Annotated in this window: 16 protein-coding genes and 3 pseudogenes; 9 read left to right on the forward strand and 10 right to left on the reverse strand. The window is 65.6% G+C overall.

Features of this window, described 5'->3' with window-relative positions; translation table 11 throughout:
• Positions 1-4 precede the first annotated feature (4 nt).
• A complete protein-coding gene (locus ACFYOW_RS07410; RefSeq protein WP_387285412.1) occupies positions 5-913 on the reverse strand; it encodes an SDR family NAD(P)-dependent oxidoreductase in 909 nt (302 codons plus the stop codon).
• A 520-nt stretch (positions 914-1433) separates the two neighbouring features.
• Here ACFYOW_RS07410 and car point away from each other — a divergent pair.
• The 4 genes from car to ACFYOW_RS07430 are packed head-to-tail and all read left to right on the forward strand — an operon-like array spanning position 1434 to position 7780.
• Positions 1434-4895, forward strand: coding sequence for a carboxylic acid reductase (gene car / locus ACFYOW_RS07415; protein ID WP_387285414.1), 3462 nt, complete (start codon positions 1434-1436; stop codon positions 4893-4895).
• A 37-nt stretch (positions 4896-4932) separates the two neighbouring features.
• Positions 4933-6102 (forward strand): acyl-CoA dehydrogenase family protein, encoded by a 1170-nt coding sequence (locus ACFYOW_RS07420; RefSeq protein ID WP_387285416.1) that lies wholly within the window; start codon positions 4933-4935, stop codon positions 6100-6102.
• Positions 6099-6881 carry an SDR family NAD(P)-dependent oxidoreductase gene (locus ACFYOW_RS07425; protein ID WP_387285418.1) on the forward strand — a complete coding sequence of 261 codons (783 nt, stop codon included), beginning with the start codon at positions 6099-6101 and terminating at the stop codon, positions 6879-6881. The genes ACFYOW_RS07420 and ACFYOW_RS07425 overlap by 4 nt, the downstream gene beginning before the upstream one ends.
• On the forward strand, positions 6881-7780 hold the full coding sequence (locus ACFYOW_RS07430; protein ID WP_387285420.1) for an LLM class flavin-dependent oxidoreductase: 900 nt from the start codon (positions 6881-6883) through the stop codon (positions 7778-7780). Before ACFYOW_RS07425 ends, ACFYOW_RS07430 begins: the two co-directional genes overlap by 1 nt.
• Positions 7781-7964: 184 nt before the next feature.
• On the opposite strand, the gene ACFYOW_RS07435 is transcribed toward ACFYOW_RS07430, so the two are convergent.
• The 4 genes from ACFYOW_RS07435 to ACFYOW_RS07450 form a co-directional block, all read right to left on the reverse strand.
• The gene (locus tag ACFYOW_RS07435) at positions 7965-9155 is read right to left on the reverse strand and encodes an acyl-CoA dehydrogenase family protein (protein ID WP_387285422.1); all 1191 of its coding nucleotides are present in this window, start codon (positions 9153-9155) and stop codon (positions 7965-7967) included.
• 49 nt (positions 9156-9204) lie between these two features.
• On the reverse strand, positions 9205-10416 hold the full coding sequence (locus tag ACFYOW_RS07440; protein ID WP_387285424.1) for an acyl-CoA dehydrogenase family protein: 1212 nt from the start codon (positions 10414-10416) through the stop codon (positions 9205-9207).
• An 83-nt stretch (positions 10417-10499) separates the two neighbouring features.
• Positions 10500-11720, reverse strand: coding sequence for a CoA transferase (locus ACFYOW_RS07445; protein ID WP_387285426.1), 1221 nt, complete (start codon positions 11718-11720; stop codon positions 10500-10502).
• A complete protein-coding gene (locus tag ACFYOW_RS07450; RefSeq protein WP_387286061.1) occupies positions 11717-12715 on the reverse strand; it encodes a MaoC family dehydratase in 999 nt (332 codons plus the stop codon). Before ACFYOW_RS07450 ends, ACFYOW_RS07445 begins: the two co-directional genes overlap by 4 nt.
• A gap of 201 nt (positions 12716-12916) precedes the next feature.
• Here ACFYOW_RS07450 and ACFYOW_RS07455 point away from each other — a divergent pair, with 201 nt between their 5' ends.
• The 3 genes from ACFYOW_RS07455 to ACFYOW_RS07465 all read left to right on the forward strand — a co-directional run bounded on the left by ACFYOW_RS07455 (position 12917) and on the right by ACFYOW_RS07465 (position 16838).
• Entirely contained in the window at positions 12917-13654 is a 738-nt protein-coding gene (locus tag ACFYOW_RS07455; RefSeq protein ID WP_387285427.1) for a GntR family transcriptional regulator, read from the forward strand.
• Positions 13655-14476: 822 nt separating this feature from the next.
• Positions 14477-15415 (forward strand): NmrA family NAD(P)-binding protein, encoded by a 939-nt coding sequence (locus ACFYOW_RS07460; protein ID WP_387285429.1) that lies wholly within the window; start codon positions 14477-14479, stop codon positions 15413-15415.
• A 139-nt stretch (positions 15416-15554) separates the two neighbouring features.
• Positions 15555-16838 (forward strand): MFS transporter, encoded by a 1284-nt coding sequence (locus ACFYOW_RS07465; RefSeq protein ID WP_387285431.1) that lies wholly within the window; start codon positions 15555-15557, stop codon positions 16836-16838.
• Positions 16839-17544: 706 nt separating this feature from the next.
• Here the strand turns inward: ACFYOW_RS07465 and ACFYOW_RS07470 are convergent.
• Positions 17545-17631, reverse strand: a pseudogene (locus ACFYOW_RS07470) (transposase); the annotation flags it as partial.
• Between the two features lie 186 nt (positions 17632-17817).
• On the opposite strand from ACFYOW_RS07470, the pseudogene ACFYOW_RS07475 reads away from it, so the two are divergent.
• Positions 17818-17943: pseudogene (locus tag ACFYOW_RS07475) on the forward strand (transposase family protein); the annotation flags it as partial.
• 162 nt (positions 17944-18105) lie between these two features.
• On the opposite strand, the gene ACFYOW_RS07480 reads toward ACFYOW_RS07475, so the two are convergent.
• Both ACFYOW_RS07480 and ACFYOW_RS07485 read right to left on the reverse strand, forming a co-directional pair.
• Positions 18106-18333 carry an NAD(P)-binding protein gene (locus tag ACFYOW_RS07480; protein ID WP_387285433.1) on the reverse strand — a complete coding sequence of 76 codons (228 nt, stop codon included), beginning with the start codon at positions 18331-18333 and terminating at the stop codon, positions 18106-18108.
• A gap of 151 nt (positions 18334-18484) precedes the next feature.
• Positions 18485-19183, reverse strand: a complete 699-nt coding sequence (locus ACFYOW_RS07485; RefSeq protein WP_387285435.1) for a ferritin-like domain-containing protein — start codon at positions 19181-19183, stop codon at positions 18485-18487.
• A 25-nt stretch (positions 19184-19208) separates the two neighbouring features.
• On the opposite strand from ACFYOW_RS07485, the gene ACFYOW_RS07490 reads away from it, so the two are divergent.
• Positions 19209-19352, forward strand: coding sequence for an alpha/beta hydrolase fold domain-containing protein (locus ACFYOW_RS07490; protein ID WP_387285437.1), 144 nt, complete (start codon positions 19209-19211; stop codon positions 19350-19352).
• Between the two features lie 233 nt (positions 19353-19585).
• Here ACFYOW_RS07490 and ACFYOW_RS07495 read toward each other — a convergent pair.
• Both ACFYOW_RS07495 and ACFYOW_RS07500 read right to left on the reverse strand, forming a co-directional pair.
• A pseudogene (locus tag ACFYOW_RS07495) lies at positions 19586-19943 on the reverse strand (protein kinase); the annotation flags it as partial.
• Positions 19944-20015: 72 nt separating this feature from the next.
• Positions 20016-22337: an FdhF/YdeP family oxidoreductase gene (locus tag ACFYOW_RS07500; protein WP_387285439.1), complete on the reverse strand. Its 2322-nt coding sequence runs from the start codon at positions 22335-22337 to the stop codon at positions 20016-20018.
• Positions 22338-22605: the final 268 nt, after the last annotated feature.

The following is a 22605-nucleotide window of genomic DNA, read 5'->3' on the forward strand; positions in this document are numbered from 1 at the left end:
GAATTCACGAACGGTGAAAGGCCCGTCCCCGCGGTGCCGCGCCGTAGATGCGCGGCACGGCGGTGACCAGTTCTTCCGGCACCAGCGCGCGGCCGTCGCTGCTGGAGTACTCGCCCTCGATCGCCCATCCGGTCAGCCGCTGGAACTTGTCGCCGTCCACACGCACCACCTGCCCGGTGAGCCATGCCGCTTCGTCGGACGCGAGGTAGGCGACGACACCCGAAGTGTTCGCGGGATCCCGCGGATCGAAGCCGTCCGCTCGCACATCGGCCTGCACCGAACCGACACCTTCGGTCATCCGGGTGGCGGCGATAGGTGATACGGCGTTGGCGGTCACTCCATAGCGAGCCATCTCCAGCGCGGTGATCGTGGTCAGCGAGACGATGCCGGCCTTGGCCGCACCGTAGTTTCCTTGACCGACGTTGCCGAACAAGCCGGTTCCGGAAGTGGTGTTGATAATCCGGCCGCTGACCGCCTTGCCGGCCTTGCTCGCCTCACGCCAATAGGCGCACGCGTGCCGGGTGAGGACGAAGGTGCCCTTGAGGTGCACATCGATGACTGCGTCGAAGTCCTCCTCCGACATGGAGAAGAGCATCCGGTCGCGCACGATCCCGGCATTGTTGACCACGATGTCGAGGTGGCCGAACTGCTCGACCGTCGAACGCACGAGATCTTCGACGCCGGCCCAGTCCGTCACCGAGGTCCCGTTGGCCGTGGCGCTGCCGCCGGCGGCGGTGATCTCTCGGACGACGTCGTCAGCCGGGCTTTCCTTGCCGGGTTCACCATGCAGCCCGGCACCGATGTCGTTGACGACGACGGTGGCGCCGACGGCCGCCAGGGCGAGGCAATGGGCGCGGCCGAGACCGCGCCCTCCACCGGTCACGATGGCGACCTTTCCTTCGAGCATGCCCATTGGTCGAGTACTCCTCAGCGAGTCGGAACAGTTCAGGGGCGGTCCCCGTTCAAGGGACCAAGGTATCAACTAAAGGACCCAAATAGCCATAATATCTATCTATATATTACCGCCCCCGCCGTGGCACTGTCGCCCCGAGGGTCGGCTCCCGCCTCAGCCCGTTGACATCGGCCATGCAAGTCGACCGGCATGCACCTTCGATGCGCGCCGTCCAGCACTCTCGCTAACAGGAAAAAGTATACAGTTAACTAATCAACCTGTTATCCTCGACTGCGGCGGAGCTAACACCGGTTGCTTCGCAAGGACAAAGACGTCGACAGCGAGCACAGCCGCGTCACAAGGGCCGCCATTTCGAACCGGCCCGACGGCAGCAAGCGGCACACTCCCCACCCGGGTGCGCCCAGAACGTATCCGCCGAGGCAGAGCCGCCCACCGGACTACACCCTCGTAGTGCTCCCGCGCCGGCTGGACGGACGCGCAGTCGACGTCGGTACAGAAATGCAGACGGGAGTTTGTGAGCATGAGTACTGGGCAACCTGAGGCGCGCCACGATCGTATGAACACCGATGGGGAGCGCCTGGGGAGTGAGGGCCGCCCGCTCCTCGGGCTAGCCCAGACCGTCGACGCGGTCATGACCCGATACGCGGATCGTCCCGCCCTAGCCCGTCGTGCCGCCGAGATCGTCGAGGACCCCACATCCGGTCGACGGTCCCGGCGTCTACTCCCGAAGTTCACCGCCCTGACCTACAGCGAACTCTGGGCACGAGCCCGGACGATCGCCACGGCGTGGTCCGCCCAGGGAGTGCGGCCCGGCGACCGCATCGTCACGATCGGGTTCGCCAGCATCGATTACGTCACGGTCCATCTGGCTACCACCGCTGTGGGTGCGGTTTTCGTCCCGCTGCAGGCCGGCGCTCTGGTCGAACAGTTGCGCACGATCGTCGCCGAGACCGAGCCCAAGGTCATCGCGGCGAGTGCGGAACATCTGGCGAAGGCCGCCGAACTGGCGTCGGCGGTCGACCCTCGACCGTCGGTGGTCGTCTTCGACTACCACCCCGACGTCGACGACGAACGCAAGTCGTTCGAAGCGACGAACCGGCAATTCGGCGATGTCACGATCGCCCCTCTAGGGGAGGTCGAATCGTTCGGCCGGACCTTGCCCATCGCACCGCTGTTCGTCCCCGACCCCGGTGCGGACCCGCTGGCGCTGCTGATATACACCTCGGGCAGCACCGGCGCACCCAAGGGCGCGATGTATCCCGAACACCTCCTACTGAATTACTGGACGGGCAAGGTTCCCCAGGTAGCTCGCGGCGAGGCGCCGGTCAACGTGGGTTATATGCCGATGGGTCATACGTTCGGCCTCGCGACTCTCTGGCGCACCTTCCAGCGCGGCGGCACTACTCATTTCACCGCATACTCGAACCTGTCGACCCTGTTCGAGGACATCGCACTGGCCAAGCCGACCGAGTTCTACGCGGTGCCACGAGTACTGGACATGATCTACCAGATCTATCAGAGCGAAAGGGCCGCCCGGCGAGGCGAATTCAGCGATCCGGACAGTTTGGACGCGGCTGTGAAAGCCCATATCCGCGACAACGTTCTGGGCGGGCGGATCCAGCAGGTGAGCGCCGGCAGCGCACCGATCTCCGCGGAAATCAAGGCATTCGTGCGGTCCTGTCTCGACGTGCCGATCCATGACTCCTACGGGGCAACGGAGGTCGGCAATGTGATGCACAACGGCAGGGTGTCGAGCCCACCGGTACTCGAGTACAAACTCACCGACGTGCCGGAACTCGGCTATCACCGCACCGACCGGCCGCATCCTCGGGGTGAGCTGCTGGTCAAGAGCGAGAACATCATTGCGGGCTACTATCGCCGGCCCGAACTGACCGCGTCGATGTTCGATGCCGACGGCTTCTATCGGACCGGCGACATCATGGCCGAAGTCGGCCCGGGCCAGCTGGTATATATCGACCGCCGCAACAATGTGCAGAAGCTGTCCCAGGGCGAATTCGTCACCATTTCGCAGGTCGAAGAGGTATTCACCGACGACCCGGCGATCCGGCAGATCTATGTGTACGGCAACAGCGCCCAGGCGTACCTGCTGGCGGTGATCGTGCCGACCGAGACGCTCCTGCAGACCAGCGGCGACACCGAGACCCTGCGAACCCGACTGACCGAGGCACTGCAGTCGAGCGCGAAACGGGCCGGTCTGGAATCGTACGAGATCCCGCGCGGCTTCCTCATCGAGGAGCAACCCTTCAGCACCGCCAATGGGCTGCTGTCGGAGGTCGGAAAACTGTTGCGGCCACGCCTGCGCGAACGGTATGGCGAACAGCTCGAGGAACTCTACGCCACGCTCGCGCGCGGCGAAGCCGACGAGCTCGAGGCACTGCGGACCGGCGGTCCCGATCAGCCGGTATACGAGACGGTTACCCGCGCCGCGCGGGCCTTGCTCGGCTGCGCGAACACCGATCTGCACACCGATGCGCACTTCTCCGATCTGGGCGGGGACTCGTTGTCTGCGCTGACGTTCTCGAACCTGCTGCAGGACATCTTCGGTGTCGAGGTACCCGTCTCAGTGGTCATCAGTCCGGCCGGCAGCCTGCAAACCCTCGCCGGCTACATAGAGACCAGGCGCACCGTGACCGACACACGACCCACCTTCGCCGCCGTACACGGTGCAGGAGCTACCGAGATCCGGGCGAGCGATCTACGGCTGGACCGATTCATCGATGCGGCCACCCTCGATGCGGCCGCCAAGCTGCCCGAACCGGTCGATGCCGAGCCGACAACGGTCCTGCTGTCCGGCGCGACCGGCTATCTCGGCCGGTTCCTGTGCCTGGACTGGCTCGAACGTCTTGCCGCACTCGGCGGAAGACTCATCTGCATCGTGCGCGCGGCCGACGAAGCAGCAGCGCGCCGGCGACTCGCCGATACCTTCGACACCGGCGACGAGTACCTGCTCCGGCATTACCGGGAACTGGCCGCGAACCACCTCGAAGTACTCGTCGCCGACCTCGGCGAATACCGCCTGGGACTCGACGACGACACCTGGCAGCGCCTGGTGGACCAGGTCGACGCCATCGTGCATCCCGGCGCCTTGGTCAACCACATGCTGCCCTACGACCAGCTGTTCGGCCCCAATGTCACTGGCACGGCCGAACTGATCCGGCTGGCGATCACCGGCCGTATCAAGCCGTTCACGAACCTGTCGACCATCGCCGTCTCACATCAGATCGAACCGGGCCGGTTCGACGAGGTCGCCGACATCCGAGAGGTGAGCCCGGTCCGCACGTGCCACGCCGGCTACGCCAACGGGTACGGGAACAGCAAATGGGCCGGTGAGGTTCTGTTGCGCGAGGCATACGACATCTGCGGCCTCCCGGTGACGGTATTCCGGTCCGACATGATTCTCACCCACAGTCGCTACACCGGACAGCTCAATGTGCCCGATATGTTCACCCGGCTGCTGTTCAGTATCGTCGCTACCGGCCTCGCGCCGGATTCGTTCTACCAGCGCACCGAGGCCGGCGGCCCGGCGCGAGCCCACTACGACGGGCTGCCCGCCGATTTCAGCACCGCCGCGGTCAACACCCTTGGCAGTGGCCACACCGAGGGCTACCGCACCTACCACCTGATCAACCCACACGACGACGGCATCTCCCTGGACACTTTTGTCGACTGGCTCATCGACGCCGGCCACAAGATCGAACGGTTGGACCACGGCGTCTGGTTGAAACGGGCCGAAGCCGCCATGCGCAACCTCCCCGAGCAGCAACGGCAACGCTCCCTCCTGCCCTTGCTGAAGGCCTACGAGCGCCCGCTGGCGCCGACCCTCGACACCGCCGCGCGGGCCCCACGACTGGAGGAGGCCTTGGCAGCCACACCGGTCGCCGGAAGCACAGAGATCCCGCATCTCACCCGTGAGCTGATCGTCAAATACGTCGCCGACCTGCGTGCGCTCGACCTCCTGTAAACGCAAGAAGATAGTGTAATAATATTACTATTCTTGTGTGAGGGAGCTGTTCATGAAGTTGCGGTTGGAGCAGGACCTGGAAGATCTGCGGACTGCCGTGGACGGTCAGGCCGCCCGGACCGTCGGCCCGCTCGCCGCGGAGGTCGACCGGGCACAGGGCTTTTCCCGAGAACTGTGGGACGCGGTGTGCGAGATCGGGTTGACCAGGCTGCCGTTCGCCGAGGAGTACGGCGGTGATGGCGGAACGGTCCGCGCCTACGTCGTCGCCACCAGGGAAATCGCCCGGCACTGCCCGGTCGCTGCGCTCTATCCCGGTACCTCGATCCAAGTGGCGATGACACTGCTGAAGCACGGAACGCCCGCACAGGTCGAGCGCTACGTACCCGGCCTCGTCGCCGGCAAATCCATGGCTTCGTGGGCATTCACCGAACCTGCAACGGGTTCCGATCCGCGCCAGATCACTACGCGGGCGGAACCCGACGGCACGGGATGGCGCTTGAGCGGCACCAAGCAGTTCATCTCCTTCGCCGGCCAGGCCGACGTCGCGCTGGTGTTCGCACGGACATCGGAAACCGCGCTGGGCGCATTCCTGGTCGACACCACCGATCCGGGCTGGCAGACCGGCCCGCCGAGCGAAGTGCTGTCGATGGGCGGCACCGAGGCGAGGCCGGTGACACTCGACGGCATCCGGCTCGCCGAGGATGCCCTGGTGGGCACGATCGACGGCGGTTTCGAAGTCATGATCGCCGGCGAAGCCTTCGGCAAGGTGCGGGCAGCCACCATCAGCGCCGGAATCGCCGCCCGAGCCCTCGAAGAAGCAAGTGCCTACGCGTTGACCCGCGAACACCGGGGCGCGCCGATCGGCCGGAAGTTCCCGACCATCCAAGCCGTGCTCGGCAGGGCCGCGGCGTCGACCCTGGCCGCGGAGTCGCTCGTCCTCACCTGCGCGGACCTGCTCGACCGTGGTCTTGCCGTGGCCGCGGAGGCCGCCTCCGCCCGGCTGGTCGCCGGGCGTGCCGCGCGCGAGTCCGCCGAGGCCGCCCTGCACGTCTGTGGCGCATATGGCCTCACCCGAGAGATGGTCGTCGAACGCCTCTACCGCGAGGCGGTGTTCTTCGATGTCTCCCAAGGTGTTTCAGAGATTCAGCAGATCATCGTCGGCCGCGAACTGCTGGCCGGCACGACTCGGCAAGGAGCGTCCTCGTGACCGGCTCCACTCATCCGCTCGACCTCACCGGGCACGTCGCCCTCGTCACCGGCGGTAACTCCGGAGTCGGCCTCGGCATGGCCGACGGCCTCGCCCGCGCCGGGGCCGACGTGTGTATCTGGGGCCGTAACGCCGCCAAGAACAAAGCAGCTGTCGACCAACTACTTGCGCACGGTCACCGTGCCGTGGCTTACGAGGTGGATATCGCCGACGAAGCCGCCGTCGTCGGCGGATTCAGCAGGCTCGTCGATGAATTCGGCCGCCTGGACTCCTGCTTCGCCAACGCCGCACTCGCCAACTCCATGACCAACCCGCCTTATCTGGATTCGACGCTCGACGAGTGGCGCAACCTCATGCGGGTGGACCTCGACGGCGCCTACCTCACCACCCGTGAGGCCGCCCGGCATATGAAAGCCCTCGGCAACGGCGGCAGCATCGTTCTCACCTCCAGCATCGCCGCGCTGTTCGGTTCACCACGGGAGGAGGCCTACGCGGCGGCCAAAGCCGGCCTGCTCGCACTGGCCCGCTCGCTCGCCGTGGAGTTCGGACGCCACCGCATCCGGGCCAACGCGGTACTCCCCGGATGGACCCGCTCCCCCGTCTTCGAGGGCTGGCTCGAAAACCCGGCCGTCAGCGAGAAGATCCTCTCGCGTATCCCGCTGCGCCGCTGGGGCACTCCGGAGGATTGGGCCGGCATCGCCATCTACTTGGCAAGCCCGGCATCGTCGTTCCACACCGGCGACACCTTCCGGCTCGACGGGGGGTTCGGAATCTTCTGATGCTCCCCGCAGTCGCGATGCTTTCCGTGCCGGGACGGCTCGCCGAGACCGTCGCGCTGGGCGCGGAGTTCGACGCCGCTGGGTTCCCCGGGCTGTACCTGCCATCGGCGGGTGATCCTGTTTCGCTGTGCCTGTCGCTGGCGCACGCCACCAAGTCCATTACGCTCGCCACCTCGGTGCTCCCGATCTATCGGCGGCACCCGAGTGATCTCGCCGCCGCCGCAAACCACGTCGCCGAGATCAGCGACGGCCGCTTCGTGCTCGGTCTCGGCATCAGCCACGCGCCGCAACGCGACCGGCTCGGCGTGCGACCGTCCTCGTTGCTCGGCGATCTGCGGGACTACCTCGACGAACTGACCGACGAGCTGTCGACGGCCGGCGGTACACCCCGGGTCGCGCTCGCGGCGCTCGGCCCGAAGATGGTGGATCTCGCGCTGACGCGAGCAGACGGGCTCATTCAGGCGAACGCGGCCCGCAGTCGGCTGCCCGAACTGATGGCCGAACTGCGTGACCGCGGTCGTCCGCCGGGATTCGAGGTCGCCGACATGATCCCGACCGTCGTCGGCGCGGACATCACGGCCGCACGAGAGCGCTGCCGCGACATCCTGCTCCCCTACGTGGCCCGTAGCCGGCCTCTCGCCTACTGGCGAGAGGCCGGCTACACCGAGGAGATGGACGTGGCCGACGCAGCGCGCCGTGACGGAGACAGCGCACGTTTGCGTGCCGCGATGACCGACCGGTGGATCGACGACATCTGCCTCTGCGGACCCGCGTCCCGCATCCGCGAAGGGCTGGCGGCTTGGTTCGAGACCGGAATCGACCTTCCGATCCTCGTGCCGTCATCGCTGCACGGTGGACACCGAACCGCCTTGCGGCAGCTCCTCGACATGTTCAGCTGATAGCTACCTAGGACCGCGTACTCCGAGCCCCATCGCTCGACCCGATCCGTTTCGCCTACGTTGCCCAAAGGGTGCGCTGGGGTGGGTGGCCGAGGAGGAGGCTGCGACTCGAGCAGCTCGTCGTCGCCGACTCCGCCCCGGTCCACCGACCACGGCCGGTCAACCGCGAGTACGCGATCTCCGGCTACGCGCGATAATCGCGCAGCAGCCCCTTGCTGATGATGGTCTTCTGGATCTCACTGGTGCCTTCACCGATGAGCAGGAACGGCGCCTCCCGCATCAGCCGTTCGATCTCGGCATCCTTCGAATAACCGAAACCGCCGTGGATACGGAACGATTCCTGGGTGACCTCGGCACAGAATTCGCTGGCGAGCATTTTCGCCATGCCCGCCGCGACATCGTTGCGCTCGCCGGAGTCCTTGAGGCGGGCGGCGTTGACCATCATGAGATGTGCGGCTTCGACTTTCGTCGCCATCTCGGCAAGCTTGAAGGAGATTGCCTGATGCTGGGCAATGGGTTTCCCGAAGGTCGACCGCTGCTGGGCGTAGGCGATTGCCAACTCGAAAGACCGGATCCCCACCCCGCAGGCACGTGCGGCGACATTGACCCGTCCCACCTCGACACCATCCATCATCTGAGCGAAACCGCGGCCGGGCTGCCCGCCGAGGATCGCATCGGCACCGATCCGGAAGCCGTCGAAATGCGCCTCGGTGGTGTCGACCCCCTTGTAGCCCATCTTGTCGATCTTGCCGGGAATGGTTAGCCCGGGTAGCACCTCTCCGTAACCGGTGGGCTTCTCGATCAGGAAAGTGGTGAGGTTGCGGTGTGGCTTGTCCTCGCCCAGATCTGTTTTGACCAGCACCGCAGTGAGATTGGAGGTGGAGCCGTTGGTGAGCCACATCTTGTTTCCGTCGATGACATAGTCGTCGGCGGACCGGGTGGCACGGGTCCTGATGGCGGCGACATCCGATCCGAGGTCGGGCTCGGACATCGAGAACGAGCCGCGGACCTCGCCGGTCGCCATTCGGGGAAGGTAGTACTCGCGCTGCGCGGGCGTACCGTGCCGAGCGATCATGTGCGCGACGATGAAATGGGTGTTGATGACACCGGACACGCTCATCCAGCCGCGGGCGATCTCCTCCACCACCAGGGCGTAGGTCAGCAGCGATTCGCCGAGCCCGCCGTATTCCTCGGGAATCGTGATGCCGAACAGGCCGATCTCCTTCATCCGCTCGACGATGTCGGCCGGATAAGTATCGGAATGTTCCAGTTCCTGAGCGTGCGGGATGATCTCACGGTCGACGAAGGTGCGGACGGTCGCCAGCATCTCGGATTGAACCTCGGTGAGTCCGGAGGTCCGGGCGAGGGTTGTCATGCGGTGATCCTTTCGAAGGGCTGGCCGGACTCGGTCGAAGACGCTCGCGTCACCGTGCTCCGCCGATCTGCCGTTTGGCTTGTTTCACCAGCTGACCGCCGATGATGAGGCGCTGGATCTCACTGGTGCCCTCGTAGAGCCGGAGCAGCCGCACGTCCCGGTACAGCCTTTCCACCGGAACATCGCGCATATAGCCGGTACCGCCGTGGATCTGCACGGCCAAGTCGGCGACCTTGCCCACCATCTCGGTGCAGAACAGCTTCACCGCCGACGGACCGACCCGCCGGTCCTCCCCGGAGACATAGCGGGCGGCTGCGTCCCGAACCATCGCCCGGCCCGCGAGAACTCCGGTGTACTGGTCGGCGATCATCGCCTGGACCAGCTGGAAGTCGCCGATCGCGGTACCGCCCTGGGTGGCGGTGGCGGCGTAGTTCACCGACTCGTCCAGACCGCGCTGTGCCGCACCGACGGCAAGCGCCGCGATATGTACCCGGCCGCGGGTCAGCGACACCATGGCCGCCTGATAACCGACGTCTTCGCTCCCGCCGACCAACGCGGCAGCGGGCACCCGGACATCGGCGAAGTGCACGTCTGCGGTCCACGCACCCTCTTGGCCCATCTTGCGGTCCTTGGCGCCGACCTGGACCCCGGGCGAATCCGCGGGCACCAGGAACACCGCGATTCCCGGGCCGTCGGCATCGGCCGGCCGGGTCCGCGCGAACACCACGAAAAGATTCGCCCACGGGGCGTTGGTGATGAAACGCTTCTCGCCGTTGATGATCCAGTCGTCACCGTCGCGGACGGCTGCGGTGCGCAGGCCCGCCGGGTTCGATCCCGCGCCGGGCTCGGTGAGTGCGAACGAGGCGACCACCTCACCGGAGGCGATGCCCTCCAGCCACCGCTGCTTCTGTTCCTCGGTGCCGTAGTTCACCAGCACCTGGCCGGCGATGCCGTTGTTGGTGCCGAACATCGACCGGAAAGCCAGGGTCGTGTATCCGAACTCCATGGCCAGTTCCACATCCTGCGTCAGGTCGAGCCCGAGGCCGCCCCATTCCTGCGGGATGGCGTATCCGAACAATCCCATCGCCGCGGCGTGGCGGCGGATATCGTCGGGAATCCGATCGGTCTCGGCGATCTCCTGTTCACGCGGTACCACTGTGTCGCGGACGAACGCCCGAGTCTGCGCCAGAATATCGGCGAAGTCCGCGGCCGACACCGATGCGGCCGTCTGCGCGTCGGCGCTGTTGCTCTCGCCGGTCATTGTGTGCTCCTGTTCCTGTACATAGCGGGGGCCTACCGAATCGGCGAACCCATTCACTGTGGCCACGGAGGCGAAAGGCTCGCTCAGCCTTGCGCCACTCCGAGGTGGCCACCGTCGATCAGCTGGTCGATCTCGTCTTCGGACGCGCCGAGTAATTCCCGCAGTACCGCCGCACCATCGGCACCCAGCAGCGGCGCGGCTCCGGCCGAGAGATGGCCGCCGTCGAACGCGGCGGGGAGCCCGGCCGCCAGATAGGTACCGATACGCGGTTGGTGTAGCACCGAGAACAATGGGTTGGTCTCGAGTTGGCCGCCGCCGACAAGTTCTTCGAAGCTGCGGTAGCGCTCGAACAACACCGAGCAGCCCGCCAGCGCCACCTCGACTTCGGCGGCGGTGTGCTCGGCGAACCAGGCGGCGAATAGCGCGTTGAGCAGATCACGATGGCGGTACCGGTCAGCGTCGGTCGAGAAGTCCACGCCCAGTGCTGTTTCCAATGCTTCGACCGCCGCGGTGCATCCGGTGACACGTACCAGGTCACGCATATGCCGGGGCGTCAGCGCCACCACCATGTACCGCACGGCATCCGCGGTGACGAAATCGTGGCCGTAGGTGCCGTACACCGCATTGCCGATAGCTGTGCGACCGGCACCGTTGACCTGGACCTCGGTGAGGTAGCCGAGGTACCCGGAGACCGCGAGGGCCACATCCGACAACGGGAGGTCGATCTCGGCACCGCGGCCGGTCTTTTCGCGGCGCCGCACCGCCGAGACGATCGCCAGCGCGGCGTACAGACCTGCCGCCACATCCCATGCGGGCAGGGCATGGTTCACCGGTCCGGCGTGGGATTCCGGTCCCGTGATCATGGGGAAACCGGACGCCGCGTTCACCGTGTAGTCGACGGCGGCACCTCCGTTCGGGGTGCCGGTGAGGCGCAGCGTGATCACATCGGACCGCACGGCGCTCAACGCCGCGTGGCTCAACCAATCCCTTCCACCGGCGTTGGTCACCAAAATCCCACCACCCGGAGCGGTGACGAGACGCTGTACCAGATGCTGCCCCTCCGGGCTGCGCATATCACAAGTTACAGAACGCTTTCCACGGTTGAGCCCGGTCCAATAAATACTTTCCCCGGATTCCGTGACCGGCCAGCGGTTCTTGTCCCCGGCCCCGCCGATCGGATCGACACGAATGACTTCCGCACCCAGTTGCGACAGGGTGAGGCCGCACAGCGGGGAAGCGACGAAACTCGATACCTCTACGATTCGCACACCGGCCAGCGGCCGCAGGTCGGGCAGGTCCGTCATGCCATCACTGCCGTGAATCGCCAGTCCAGAACAGGCCGGCTCGATGCGTTCCCGCTGTGCGCCTGCACGATCGAGCGCAGCCGCACCGCGGTACCCACCTCGAGCTGCTCCGCGCCTTCGACGTGCACCTCGCTGGTCAAGGTGTCGCCCTCACGTACCGGGCCGGTGTGCTCGCAGGACTCCCAGCCCAGCACGGTCACCAGGTTCGGTAGCGCACGCGTGGCCTGGCTCAGCGCCAGCCCGATGGTGTGCCCACCGTAGACCAGCCGTCCTCCCTCTCCGACCCGTTCATCGTGGTGCACCGCGGCGATATTGAGGGTCAAACGCGCCAGTTCCGGTGCGCTGGACACGACATCGCCGCTGCTGTGGAAGGTCGAGCCGACCAACTCGGGCTCGAAGTGCCGCCCGGCGGCACGCTGCCGGAAGAGTTCGAGATCCCAGCCGCCGACCGCGTCGGGCGCTGCGGACCTTCCGGTGCCGATCGTGGACAGGTCGTCCTCGTACCGCATCCGGCTCGTGGCGACGCCGGGGCTCAACGGCAACATCGCACAGCGGTAAAAGTCCAGTAATGTGCGGCCGTGCTGGTCGACAGAGATTATCCGCAGCGCAGCGAGCCCGGTCGGCGCCCGACCCGGCTTGTGTGAGTTCTCCCGCAGGGCCACAACTTCGGTTCGGGTGTAAAGGGTGTCACCGAGCAGCGGGAAACGATGGAATCGCAGACCACGGTAGAAAAGGTTCGCTTTGACGTGGTGGGTCGCGAGGGTGGACTGTCCGATTGCTATGTCCCACACCAGCGCCGGATGCGCGACCAGCTCGGAGGCGCCTGTCACCGCCTCCGACAGTCGACCGTCCAGCGGCAATCGGAGCCGGTCGCCGATGATCGCCTGGTGGGACGCGGCCAAACCGCTGGTCAGCGTGACCGCTGGGGCCGAATCGAAAACCGTGCCGCGCTCGAGCTCGTCGAAATACGGTCCACCTACCCATTGCTGGTCCACCGGCTGCTCTGTCGCCACGTGCGGATTACCTCGATCCGTTCTCGCTGGATACACCTCGGGCAGGCCTGCTTCGCCTGGAAGCACCGGCCTGACCTACAGGTGGATACTCGCAGGGCCGAGCGACAAATGTCAATACTAATACATCTATTTAACTACTTTTCTGGCACAATGGCCGTACAAATACCGAAGCAGGAGAACACGATGGCAGACCATGGGGAATCAGCACACCGGTTGGTGTCCCGGACACTGCGCGCCGGCATCGCCGCGGGCAACTACCGAGACGGCGGCAGGTTGCCGACCGAAGCCGAACTCGCCCAGCAGTATCGAGTGAGCCGCCAAACCGTGCGCCGCGCGTTCCAAGACCTCGTCGCCGACGGCACCGTCCACCGCATCCCCGGCCGCGGCACCTTCGTCCGCGAAACCGGTGGCCGCTACCTGCGCCACCACGGGTCCATCGAGGACCTGATGAGCCTGTCCTCCGATACCACCATGGAGGTCCTCACTCCGCTGCACCGCCGGGTCGATGTCGAAGCCGCCGGCCGGCTGCGCCTCGAAACGGATGTCGTATATACGATCACCTTCCGCCGCATACACGAGGGAGTTCCATTCGTGGTGACCACGGTGCACCTACCCGAGCACATCGCTCGGCACATCGCCGACCGCAGCGAGGTAGGCACGGGCGGGACGAGTCCGCATACCGTCATCGGCCTGCTCGAACCCCATCTCGAAAGCCCGATCGTCGAGGCCGCACAGTCGATTACCGTCTCGTGCGCCGACACCGCCATCGCGGCCGGACTCGATTGTGCGCCAAGCCATCCGATGCTCCGCGTCGACCGGTTGTATTTCGATGCCACCGGACAGATTGTCGACCTGTCGGTCAGCCACTTCCTGCCCGAGCGCTACACCTACCGGGTGACGCTGCGCCGCAGTACGCCTTGATGCGATGTTCGCCTGGCGCGCCTGGGACGCATCCCGGTCGACAGCCCGAGTCACGATTCAGGACGGTGGAACCTGAGTTCCGGCGGCGAGAGGGCGCCGCGAACCGGTCCAGCCGCACGGCAGACCGCAGCTCAAGTGCATTTCGGTTTCGATGCTTCCACCGCTGAACCAGCGCGTGACGACCGTAGCCGTAGCGGAGTAGCCGCAGTTCGGGCAATTCTCGAAGAAGTTCAGCACCTCACGAACGGAAGACCCGACACGGTATTCCGGACGCGCCGGCCAGCTCGGTGATGGACCGGCCGACACCTCTTGCGGTCGGCCCTCACGACCACCGGTGTAGCGCTCATCCCTGGCGGCGACACATCGGGCCCACGGTCGCGAACCTCGCGGTGACATCTCCATTATCTCCGACTCCTCCTCGATGCAGCATCCGCCAAACCTGCCCTAAATAGTAATATAATTAATCTACGCGAAGGGGTGTCCGACCGCCCCGGCCGCAACCATCCCGGCATGCGCATCGACTACCCCGAAGGCGCATTGCGCCGACACGGCCCCGCCGGCGCGTGATCGAGCGCTCCGAGCCGCTTGCGGTCGCCCATTCGCGAGTACATCGAATCCCTGAAAGCCTCCGGTCCGGTCGGGAGCGAAGGACGGCGGCGAACCCACTACTGCGGGCCGGTGCGGACAAGGTCGTATGGCACCTTTGAACGGTCGCTACGCTAAGGTATATTATCTCACTATAAATTCTTCACTGAGACGCGCGCGGGCCCGAAGCGGCGTCTTCTGATGCCGTCGCAGTTGTTCACTCGTAAAAGGATTTCAATGAGCGAGATCGTTTCGCTGCTCGTCACCGGCGCCACCGGCATGCAGGGCGGGGCCGTCGCCCGAGCGGCGCAGCAAGCCGGCATCGACGTCACCGCGCTGGTACGAAACCCGGACGCGGCGCCCGCCCGCGCACTCGCAGCAGACGGTATCCGGCTGGCAGTCGGCGATTTGGAGGACCCCGCGTCGCTACTCGCCGCATGCACCGGCCGTTCCACAGTGTTCTCCGTACAACTGCCTCCGACGCGGGACCCGGACTCGGAGCGGCGACAAGGAGCGAACCTGGTCGAAGCCGCGGCCAAGGCAGGCGTCCGACATTTCGTCCACACGTCGGTGTCCGGCACCGGATGGCGGGCCGACCACGCCCATATCGACCCGGGCGCGATGACGAACTATTGGCAGAGCAAGGAAGACGTGGAGGATGCGGTCCGGGCTGCCGGACTCACCTACACGATCGTCAAGCCGGCGTTCTTCCTCGAGAACTTCATCGATCCCAAAGCCCCGCATATGTTTCCACTGCTTTCCCGCGGTGAACTGGTGGTGGCGACCGCACCGGACACCCAGGTGGCGCTGATGGGCGCAGAGGAGTTCGGCACCATCGTGGTGACGATCGCTCGCGCCCCGGAGCGCTTTGCGGGAGCGGAGATCGAGCTGGGCAGCGACGCTGTGACCTTTTCGGAGATGGCCGACATCATCAGCGCGGTCACCGGGCGGCGCATCACAGCGTCGCACCTCCCGGCGACCGAGGTCGATCGGCGGCTCGGGAGAGCGTCCTGGACGGCCACTCAGGTCTGGCTCGACGAGGTCGGCTACCCGGCACGGCCGGAGCACGCCGCCGCGCACGGCCTTGCCGTCGCCACCACAGCCGGGCAGTGGGCGGAACGCCACCGCGGCGACCTGCTCGCTGCTACGGAACCCCAGGAACGATCTACCCGTTAGACGGAGCTCGAGTCGATGGCGCTGACGATGTCCATCGCGGCTCTGCACCACCAGGACACCGTCATCGATTGTCGGCGGTGGCGCTCCGGCAGCGCCGCCGCTGTGCCCGGCCGAGTGAGCAGAGGTTTCCGTGCACGACATGTCCAAGGCGCCTGCCGCTGGGCACCACGCCCCGCCTGCGCGAGATTCGCTCGCCGATACGGCGTTCCCGGCCGACCGCGCGCTCCGTCGGTTGTTCGCGACGGTCCCGTTCGCCTCCGCTTGCCCGCAGCTTGCCTACGGCATCATCGGATACTTCACCGCCTTGCAGGTGCAGTCGATGAACAATGCGGACAAGGTCCACAACCTGGCTCTGGTACACGCGGCAGCTGCCGCCGCCGGGCTCGTGGCGCAGCCGTTGGTCGGCCTGCTGTCCGACCGGACGCGCAGCCGATTCGGTGCCCGCACACCGTGGATGGTCGCCGGATTGGCCATCGGGTGCATGTCGTTGGTGGGCACGGGATTCGCCACGTCCATCGCTGTGCTCACCGTAACGGCGATGGCGGCGCATTTCGGATTCAATACCTTCGCGTGCCCCTTGACCGCGATCCAGCCGGACCGAGTACCTCCCCGGCGTCGAGGCCGCTATTCGACACTGGCGGGGCTCGGAGTGATCACGGCCGGGGTGCTCGCTCCGGTGCTCGGGGCGAGTTTCCTTCATCGCATCTCCACCGGCTATCTGGTTGCGGCCGCGACGATACTGATCGCCGCACTCGTGTTCCTGGTGCTGAATCCCGACCGCGACAACCGCGCTCAGTCTCGCCCGCCCTTCTCGCTCGCCGTCGTCATGGCCTCGCTGTGGATCGACCCGCGCCGAAATGCGGACTTCTACTGGGTTTTCCTCGGCCGGTTCCTCATCTGCGCCGGCTACTTCATGCTGCTGAATTATCAGCTCTACATCACCGAGGACTACATCGGACTCGGAGTTACGCAAGCCGCACGCGTGGTATCCCTGCTCAACCTCATCAGCTTGCCCGGCTTCATCCTGGCCACACTTGTCGCCGGCCCCCTCTCCGACCGCATCGGCAGGCGCAAACCTTTCGTTCTGGTTGGGGGGCTGCTTCTTACGCTCGCCACGCTCGTGCCGATCGCCATCCCGACGGTGCCGGGATTGGCCGCGTCCACGATCATTCTGACCGTCGGATTCGGCACCTTCGTGTCGGTCGACCAGGCCCTGGTCACTCAAGTGCTGCCGAATCCTGAAAGTGCCGCCAAAGACCTCGGTTTGATCAACATCGCCGCGACCCTACCGGCCGCGATCGCTCCAGTGGCCGCAGCCGCGATCGTCACCGCCTTTGGCGGATACGCCGCGCTCTACCCGGCGGTCGCCGGTCTTACCTGCCTCGGTGCACTCGCGGTTCTCCGGATCAGAACTGTCCGCTAGATACGACGGGGCCGCCGAGGCCACCTGCGCCGGGTGTTGGAATTTCGCGGTACCGCGACCAGATGAAGTGACGGTCACCGTCGTTGTGAGCGTGTCGCCAGGCCACACCTGCGCGACGAACCGTGCACCGAACGAAAGCAGGCGCTTCTCCCCGCCCAATCGGTCGGCAACAATGCGCAGCTGTTGCACGTATATCGCACGAAGACCAACAGAACTGAGAGAAACCGGCGCCGACCTGCACAAACAAAGTGGACCTGGCTGGGCGTTACGCGAAACGGGATGACCTGCGGAAACTCGAAAACCTCACGGCCGGAATCCAATCCGACACCACCGAATCGAAGCGGCGGCAGCGGAAATCAGCCACGCCGACGCAGGCCAAACCAGCCCGGAACATCCAACGCCGACTCCCCCGCCACACCATCGACGAACTTGTCCAGACCTACCGCGACGGCGCAACCACACTCGAACTCGCGGACCGATACGGCATCTCCAAAACGGCCGTCCTGAACCTACTCACCCGAGAAGGCGTCACCCGGCGCCACCAACCTCTCACCGACGCCGACATCGACCACCTCGAAAACCTCTACCTCGCCGGCCACTCCCTCGCGACCTGCAGCCAACTCACCGGCACGCCCGCCAGCACAATAAAAGACGCACTCCACAAGCGCGGCACTGGACCGTTCCCGGTTCGGTGGACACGGGGGGGTCCCAGGATGTCCTTCTCACCGTTGACCGTGACACCGATCGCGGCATAGATCGGACGGTTGGCGACCTGACCATCCCGAACCTTGGCTCTGGCGCACTCTCCGTGACGTTCAGTCCGGCGTGTCGCTGTTGGGGTCCTGGACGCGGCTGGTAGTTCTGGCGGGCGTGTTCGGGTGATCTTGTTCGGAAGTTGTTGCCGCACTTGGATGATTTGGTGATCGGTGAAGTTCGTGGTGATGGTGATGCGGTAGTTGTGGAAGCCGTTGTTGCCGCCGTGGCTGGTCGGTGTCCTGGATGCGGAACCGTTTCTGCGCGTGTGCATTCCCGCTATCAGCGTCGATTGGCCGATGCGGCGATCGCTGGACGAGTAATGGTTCTGTGTTTGGTTGTGCGGCGGTTCTTCTGTCCGAACACTGATTGCACGGCAAAAACTTTCGCCGAACAGGTCGACGGTCTGACCGCAAAATGGTCGCGCCGAACTGATCAATCAAGGTCGATGCTGATCGGGATCGGGTTGGCGCTTGCCGGTCGAGCTGGTGCGCGACTGGCAGGTCGTCTGGGGTTATCGGCCGACCGCGACCTCCGGGAGCAGCGGCAGATAGACGAAGTGGTCGCGTTGGTCGATGACCGTGATCCGGGCCCGGCCGCGCAGGCGGCGGAGCAGCCCGCGGGCCGCCGCGGGCCCGGCGAACCCGGCGCCGACCACCACCACATGCGGCTCCGCGGGCGCGGCGCGGGTCCGGGCGGCCCGCCGGGCACGAATTCGTGAAACCTGCTGAGCCAGAGCCATTGTGCGCTTTCTAGGTTCGGGTGTATCCGGCGGCGGGTGGGACCAGCCACGCTCTGCTTGACGCATACTCCGGGGAGCCGTCTGAAACCCGGTGTTCCCGCTCTTATCTCGCGACTCGGCCGGATCCGGCAAGGGGCTTGCGCCCGTGCGCTCACGCGCGCTGATCGAGTGGCACGTATTCGAACGTGGGGCCCGCGGTAGTGCGACCGTCACCGCTGGGCATCTTCATCAGCGCCTGGGCTTGGGATTTCAGTGCGTACATCGCCCCGAGGGCGTCTCGCATCTGAGCGGGGTTGCCGTTGAAGGTGTCCTCCAGCAGATACAGCAGCAGACAGTAGGTGTTGTTGAACTCCTCCTGCGCCAGCCGCACCGGACTGCCCTTCGGATAGTCGGTGGTACGCGGATTGGGCCGCATCGGAAGTACCCCATCGGGATCGGTCGCGATCGATTCGCCGGTGGGGCCGGACTGCGGAGTGTCACCGGCGCGGAACCGGCGGCCTTGCTGCAGTTCGACGAAACGGTAGTAGTGGGCGACCTGTTCGCGCTCGGGATGGAAGACGTCCTTGTCGCCGTCCCGCACCTCGGTTCGGGCCGCGCCTTCGCCCTGCTCGATGATCTCGGCCAGCGCGACCAACGCCGACTTCAGATCGTGCACCGGAATGACCTGTCCCCCACCGCTGCTGAAGTGCATCTCCTGCAACTGCCGGTTCGGGTCGCCGCAGAAGACCACGTCCTCGCCGAGCGTTTCGGTCAAGGTGCGCAACCCGGATTCGAGGGCGGCGTAGAGCTGCCCGATCGTGTGGTAGCTCTCCAATTCCGGTGGCGCGGCGGCCGAGGCTGGCCGCATCATCAAGCCCGTCGGTACCGAAAAGTCTTTGCCGACTGTCCTTGATATCCACGGCGGTGGTTGGATTCTCGGCGACGCGGGTACCCATCACCGGCTCGTCCGCGAGCTGGCCGTCGGCGCGGACGCCGCACCCACGCGGACGCCATTTGAATGTCCCGACCGTGGCACATGATCTCAGACCACTCGGTACGCTCCCCGAGAGGCAACTGCCGGCTATCGCGTTCGGTCATCGTCGTGTACCAGGCGCCGCCCTCGCGTCCATCGGCGCAGACGTTGATCGCCGCCAACTGAGTGCGACCTATCGTGAACCGCACAACTGCGAGGTATTCACGAACCCGCGAGTCCTCGTGCTGGTGCACCGGAGTCCACGCGGTCGCGATGTAGAACTTGCGAACCCGCGCCGCGAGGCCCGGCCGTCTGAATCTGTGCCAGCAGCGAGCCGCTCGCGTGGAACGGCATGACCAAGTAGGGGCGACCGGTCGCGGTCATCGGCCTGCAACACCTGAACGATGTGCGGGTGCCCGGAGAATCGGCCCAGTGCCCGCTGCTCGCGGAGGAAGCGGTCCCGCTGGTCAGGACTTCCTTCCGCACCGAGTACCTTCACTGCCACCGCGCGTTCGAGCGAATGCTCGACGCATCGATAGACGACGCCGAAACCGCCGCGACCGATTACCTCGGCATCGTCAAAACCCACCGCGGCCAACTCTGCCGCGACACTGATACTCAGGTCGCGCTGCGTCCCTTCGACATCGTGGTCCGGCACTGCCTCAACCGCGCCTCTCGACGGCCCCGGAGTTCGATAATAGGTCTGATCGGGCTCGGGACCTCTGATGTCTCAGCGGGAGCGTTCGATGGTGACCTTCACGTTCTTCATGATGGGCTGATCGCTCTGGGTGCTGTAGTCGCCGATCGCGCACAGCACGTTCAGTTCCGGCATGTATCCGGCGGCGCAGCCGCGGGGGATGTCGTACGGAATCGCCTGGTAGCGGTGGACCGAGCGGGTGCTGCCGTCGCGGGCGATGCTGGTGATGTCGACCTCGTCGAACAACGTCAGGTCGCGGTCGCGCATGTCGTCTTCATTCATGAAGACCAGGGTTCGAAGGTTTTTCACCCCGCGGTAGCGGTCGTTGTGGGAGTAGATCGTGGTGTTCCACTGGTCGTGCGAACGCATCGTCGCCAGGGTCAGGGTGCCCGGATCGTGGTTGAGATCGGGCAGATCGGCGGCGGAGAATTCCGCTCGGCCCGAAGGGGTGAGGAACACCAGTTCCCGTGCGGGCTGCTTGATCCGGAATCCCAGTGGCAGGCGGACACGGCGGTTGAAATCCTCGAAACCGTCGATGACCTCGGCCATGGTGTCGCGGATGCGGTCATAGTCTTCGACGTAATAGTCCCATCGCGTGTTGCTGTGCGGCAGTGCGGCTTTCGCGATGCCCGCGATGATGGCCGGCTCGGACAGCAGATGCGGCGACGCGGGCTTCTTCATGCCCTTGGACAGGTGCACCATCGCCATCGAATCCTCGACCGAGGTCTGTTGCAGGCCGCCGCGTTGCTCGTCGCGTTCGGTGCGGCCCAAGCACGGCAGGATCACCGCGCGGGTGCCGTGCACCAGATGGCTGCGGTTGAGTTTGGTGCTGACCTGCACCGTCAGCGCACACTGCCGCAACGCGTCGAACGTGTACGCGGTGTCGGGGGCCGCCAGCGCGAAATTGCCGCCCATGCCGACGAATACCGTGACGGTCCCGGCGTGCATGCCTTCGATGGTCGCGACGGTATCCAAGCCGTGTGCGCGCGGCGGATCGATCCCGCAGACCTGCGCCAAGCGGTCCAGGAACTCCGGCTTCGGCCGGTGATCGATTCCGCAGGTGCGGTTGCCTTGCACATTGCTGTGTCCGCGCACAGGCGAAGGCCCTGCACCTTCGCGGCCCAGATTGCCGCGCAGCAGTAGCAGATTCACGATCTCGCGGATCGTGTCGACGCCGTGCTCGTGCTGGGTGATACCGAGGCACCAGCTGATGATCGAGCGGTCGGCATCGCGGTAAATCTTTGCGGCGCGGCGCAATTCAGCCTCGGTCAGCGCGGATTTCTCCTCGATCTCGGCCCACGAGGTGGCCTCGACCTTCGTGCGGTACGCGTCGAATCCGGTGGTGTGGCGCTCGATGAACAGCTGGTCGAGGGCCTTGGCATCGGTCTGCGCTTGCTCGAGTACCGCTTTGGCGATGCCGCGGATGACCGCGAAGTCACCGCCGATCCGGGTCTGCAGATTCAGCGTGCCGGTGGGTGTGGTGTGGAAGGTCGCCATGTGCAGCATCTCGTGCGGGATGATCGTGCGCCGCGAACCCGCCTCGATCAACGGGTTGATGTGCACGATCTGCGCACCGCGCCGGTCGGCTTCGGCGAGCGCGGTCAGCATGCGGGGCGCGTTGGAGGCCGCGTTGACGCCCATGATGAACAGCGCGTCGGTGGTCTCCCAGTCCTCGAGGTCGCAGGTGCCCTTCCCGGTCCCCAGGGCGGCCTGCAACGCCCGCCCGCTCGCCTCGTGGCACATGTTCGAGCAGTCGGGCAGATTGTTGGTGCCCAGTTCCCGCGCCATGAGCTGGTAGAGGAAGGTGGCCTCGTTGCCGAGCCTGCCCGAGGTGTAGAACGCCGCCCGGTTCGGGTCGTCCAGCTCCCCCAGGGTCCGCCCGACGAGCTTGAAAGCCTCGTCCCAGCCGATCGGGACGTAGTGGTCGGTGTCCGGGTCGTACACCATGGGTTCGGTGAGCCGGCCCTGGTCCTCCAGGTCGTGATCACTCCAGCCGGTCAGTTCGGTCACGCTGTGGGCGGCGAAGAAATCCCGGCCCACCCGCTTGTGCGTCATCTCCCAGGTGACGTGCTTGATCCCGTTCTCACAAATGTCGAGGTGGATGCCTTTGATCGAATCAGGCCACGCGCAGCCGGGACAGTCGAACCCGTCGTTCTCATGGTTCATCTTCATGATCGCGCGAGCCCCGAGGATCGGCTCCTTCTCCTTGCCGATCATGAACTCCGTGACCGACTTGGCCGCACCCCAACCGGCCGCCGGGTGATCGTAGGGGTGGAAACTCGGTTGACCGTCCCTATCTCGCGGCTCACCGGACCCACTCCCCGGGGCAGGCCGGTTGGTGTAATCGACAGCCATGACAGATCCCTTCAACGGCGCGGGCAATTGTCGGACTGAGGTCCATTCGAAAGTTCCGCGCACGGACCGTTGTGTCCATTCGCGCGTCAGCTGCCAGTGTTCTCGCCATCGATGCCGTTGTCCAAGAAGTAACGCCGACAGGTTGATAGGTCCCTCCGATCACGCAGGTGCCCCGCAGCCGGCGTCGGCGCTCCCACTGCCATCCGGTCGCCATCGTGTGTTCTCATCGCTCGGCTGATCGGGGGCAGCCCGGCTATATGTCCGGGGT

The sequence above is a fragment of the Nocardia sp. NPDC006982 genome (assembly GCF_042869435.1).
Lineage (GTDB): Bacteria > Actinomycetota > Actinomycetes > Mycobacteriales > Mycobacteriaceae > Nocardia.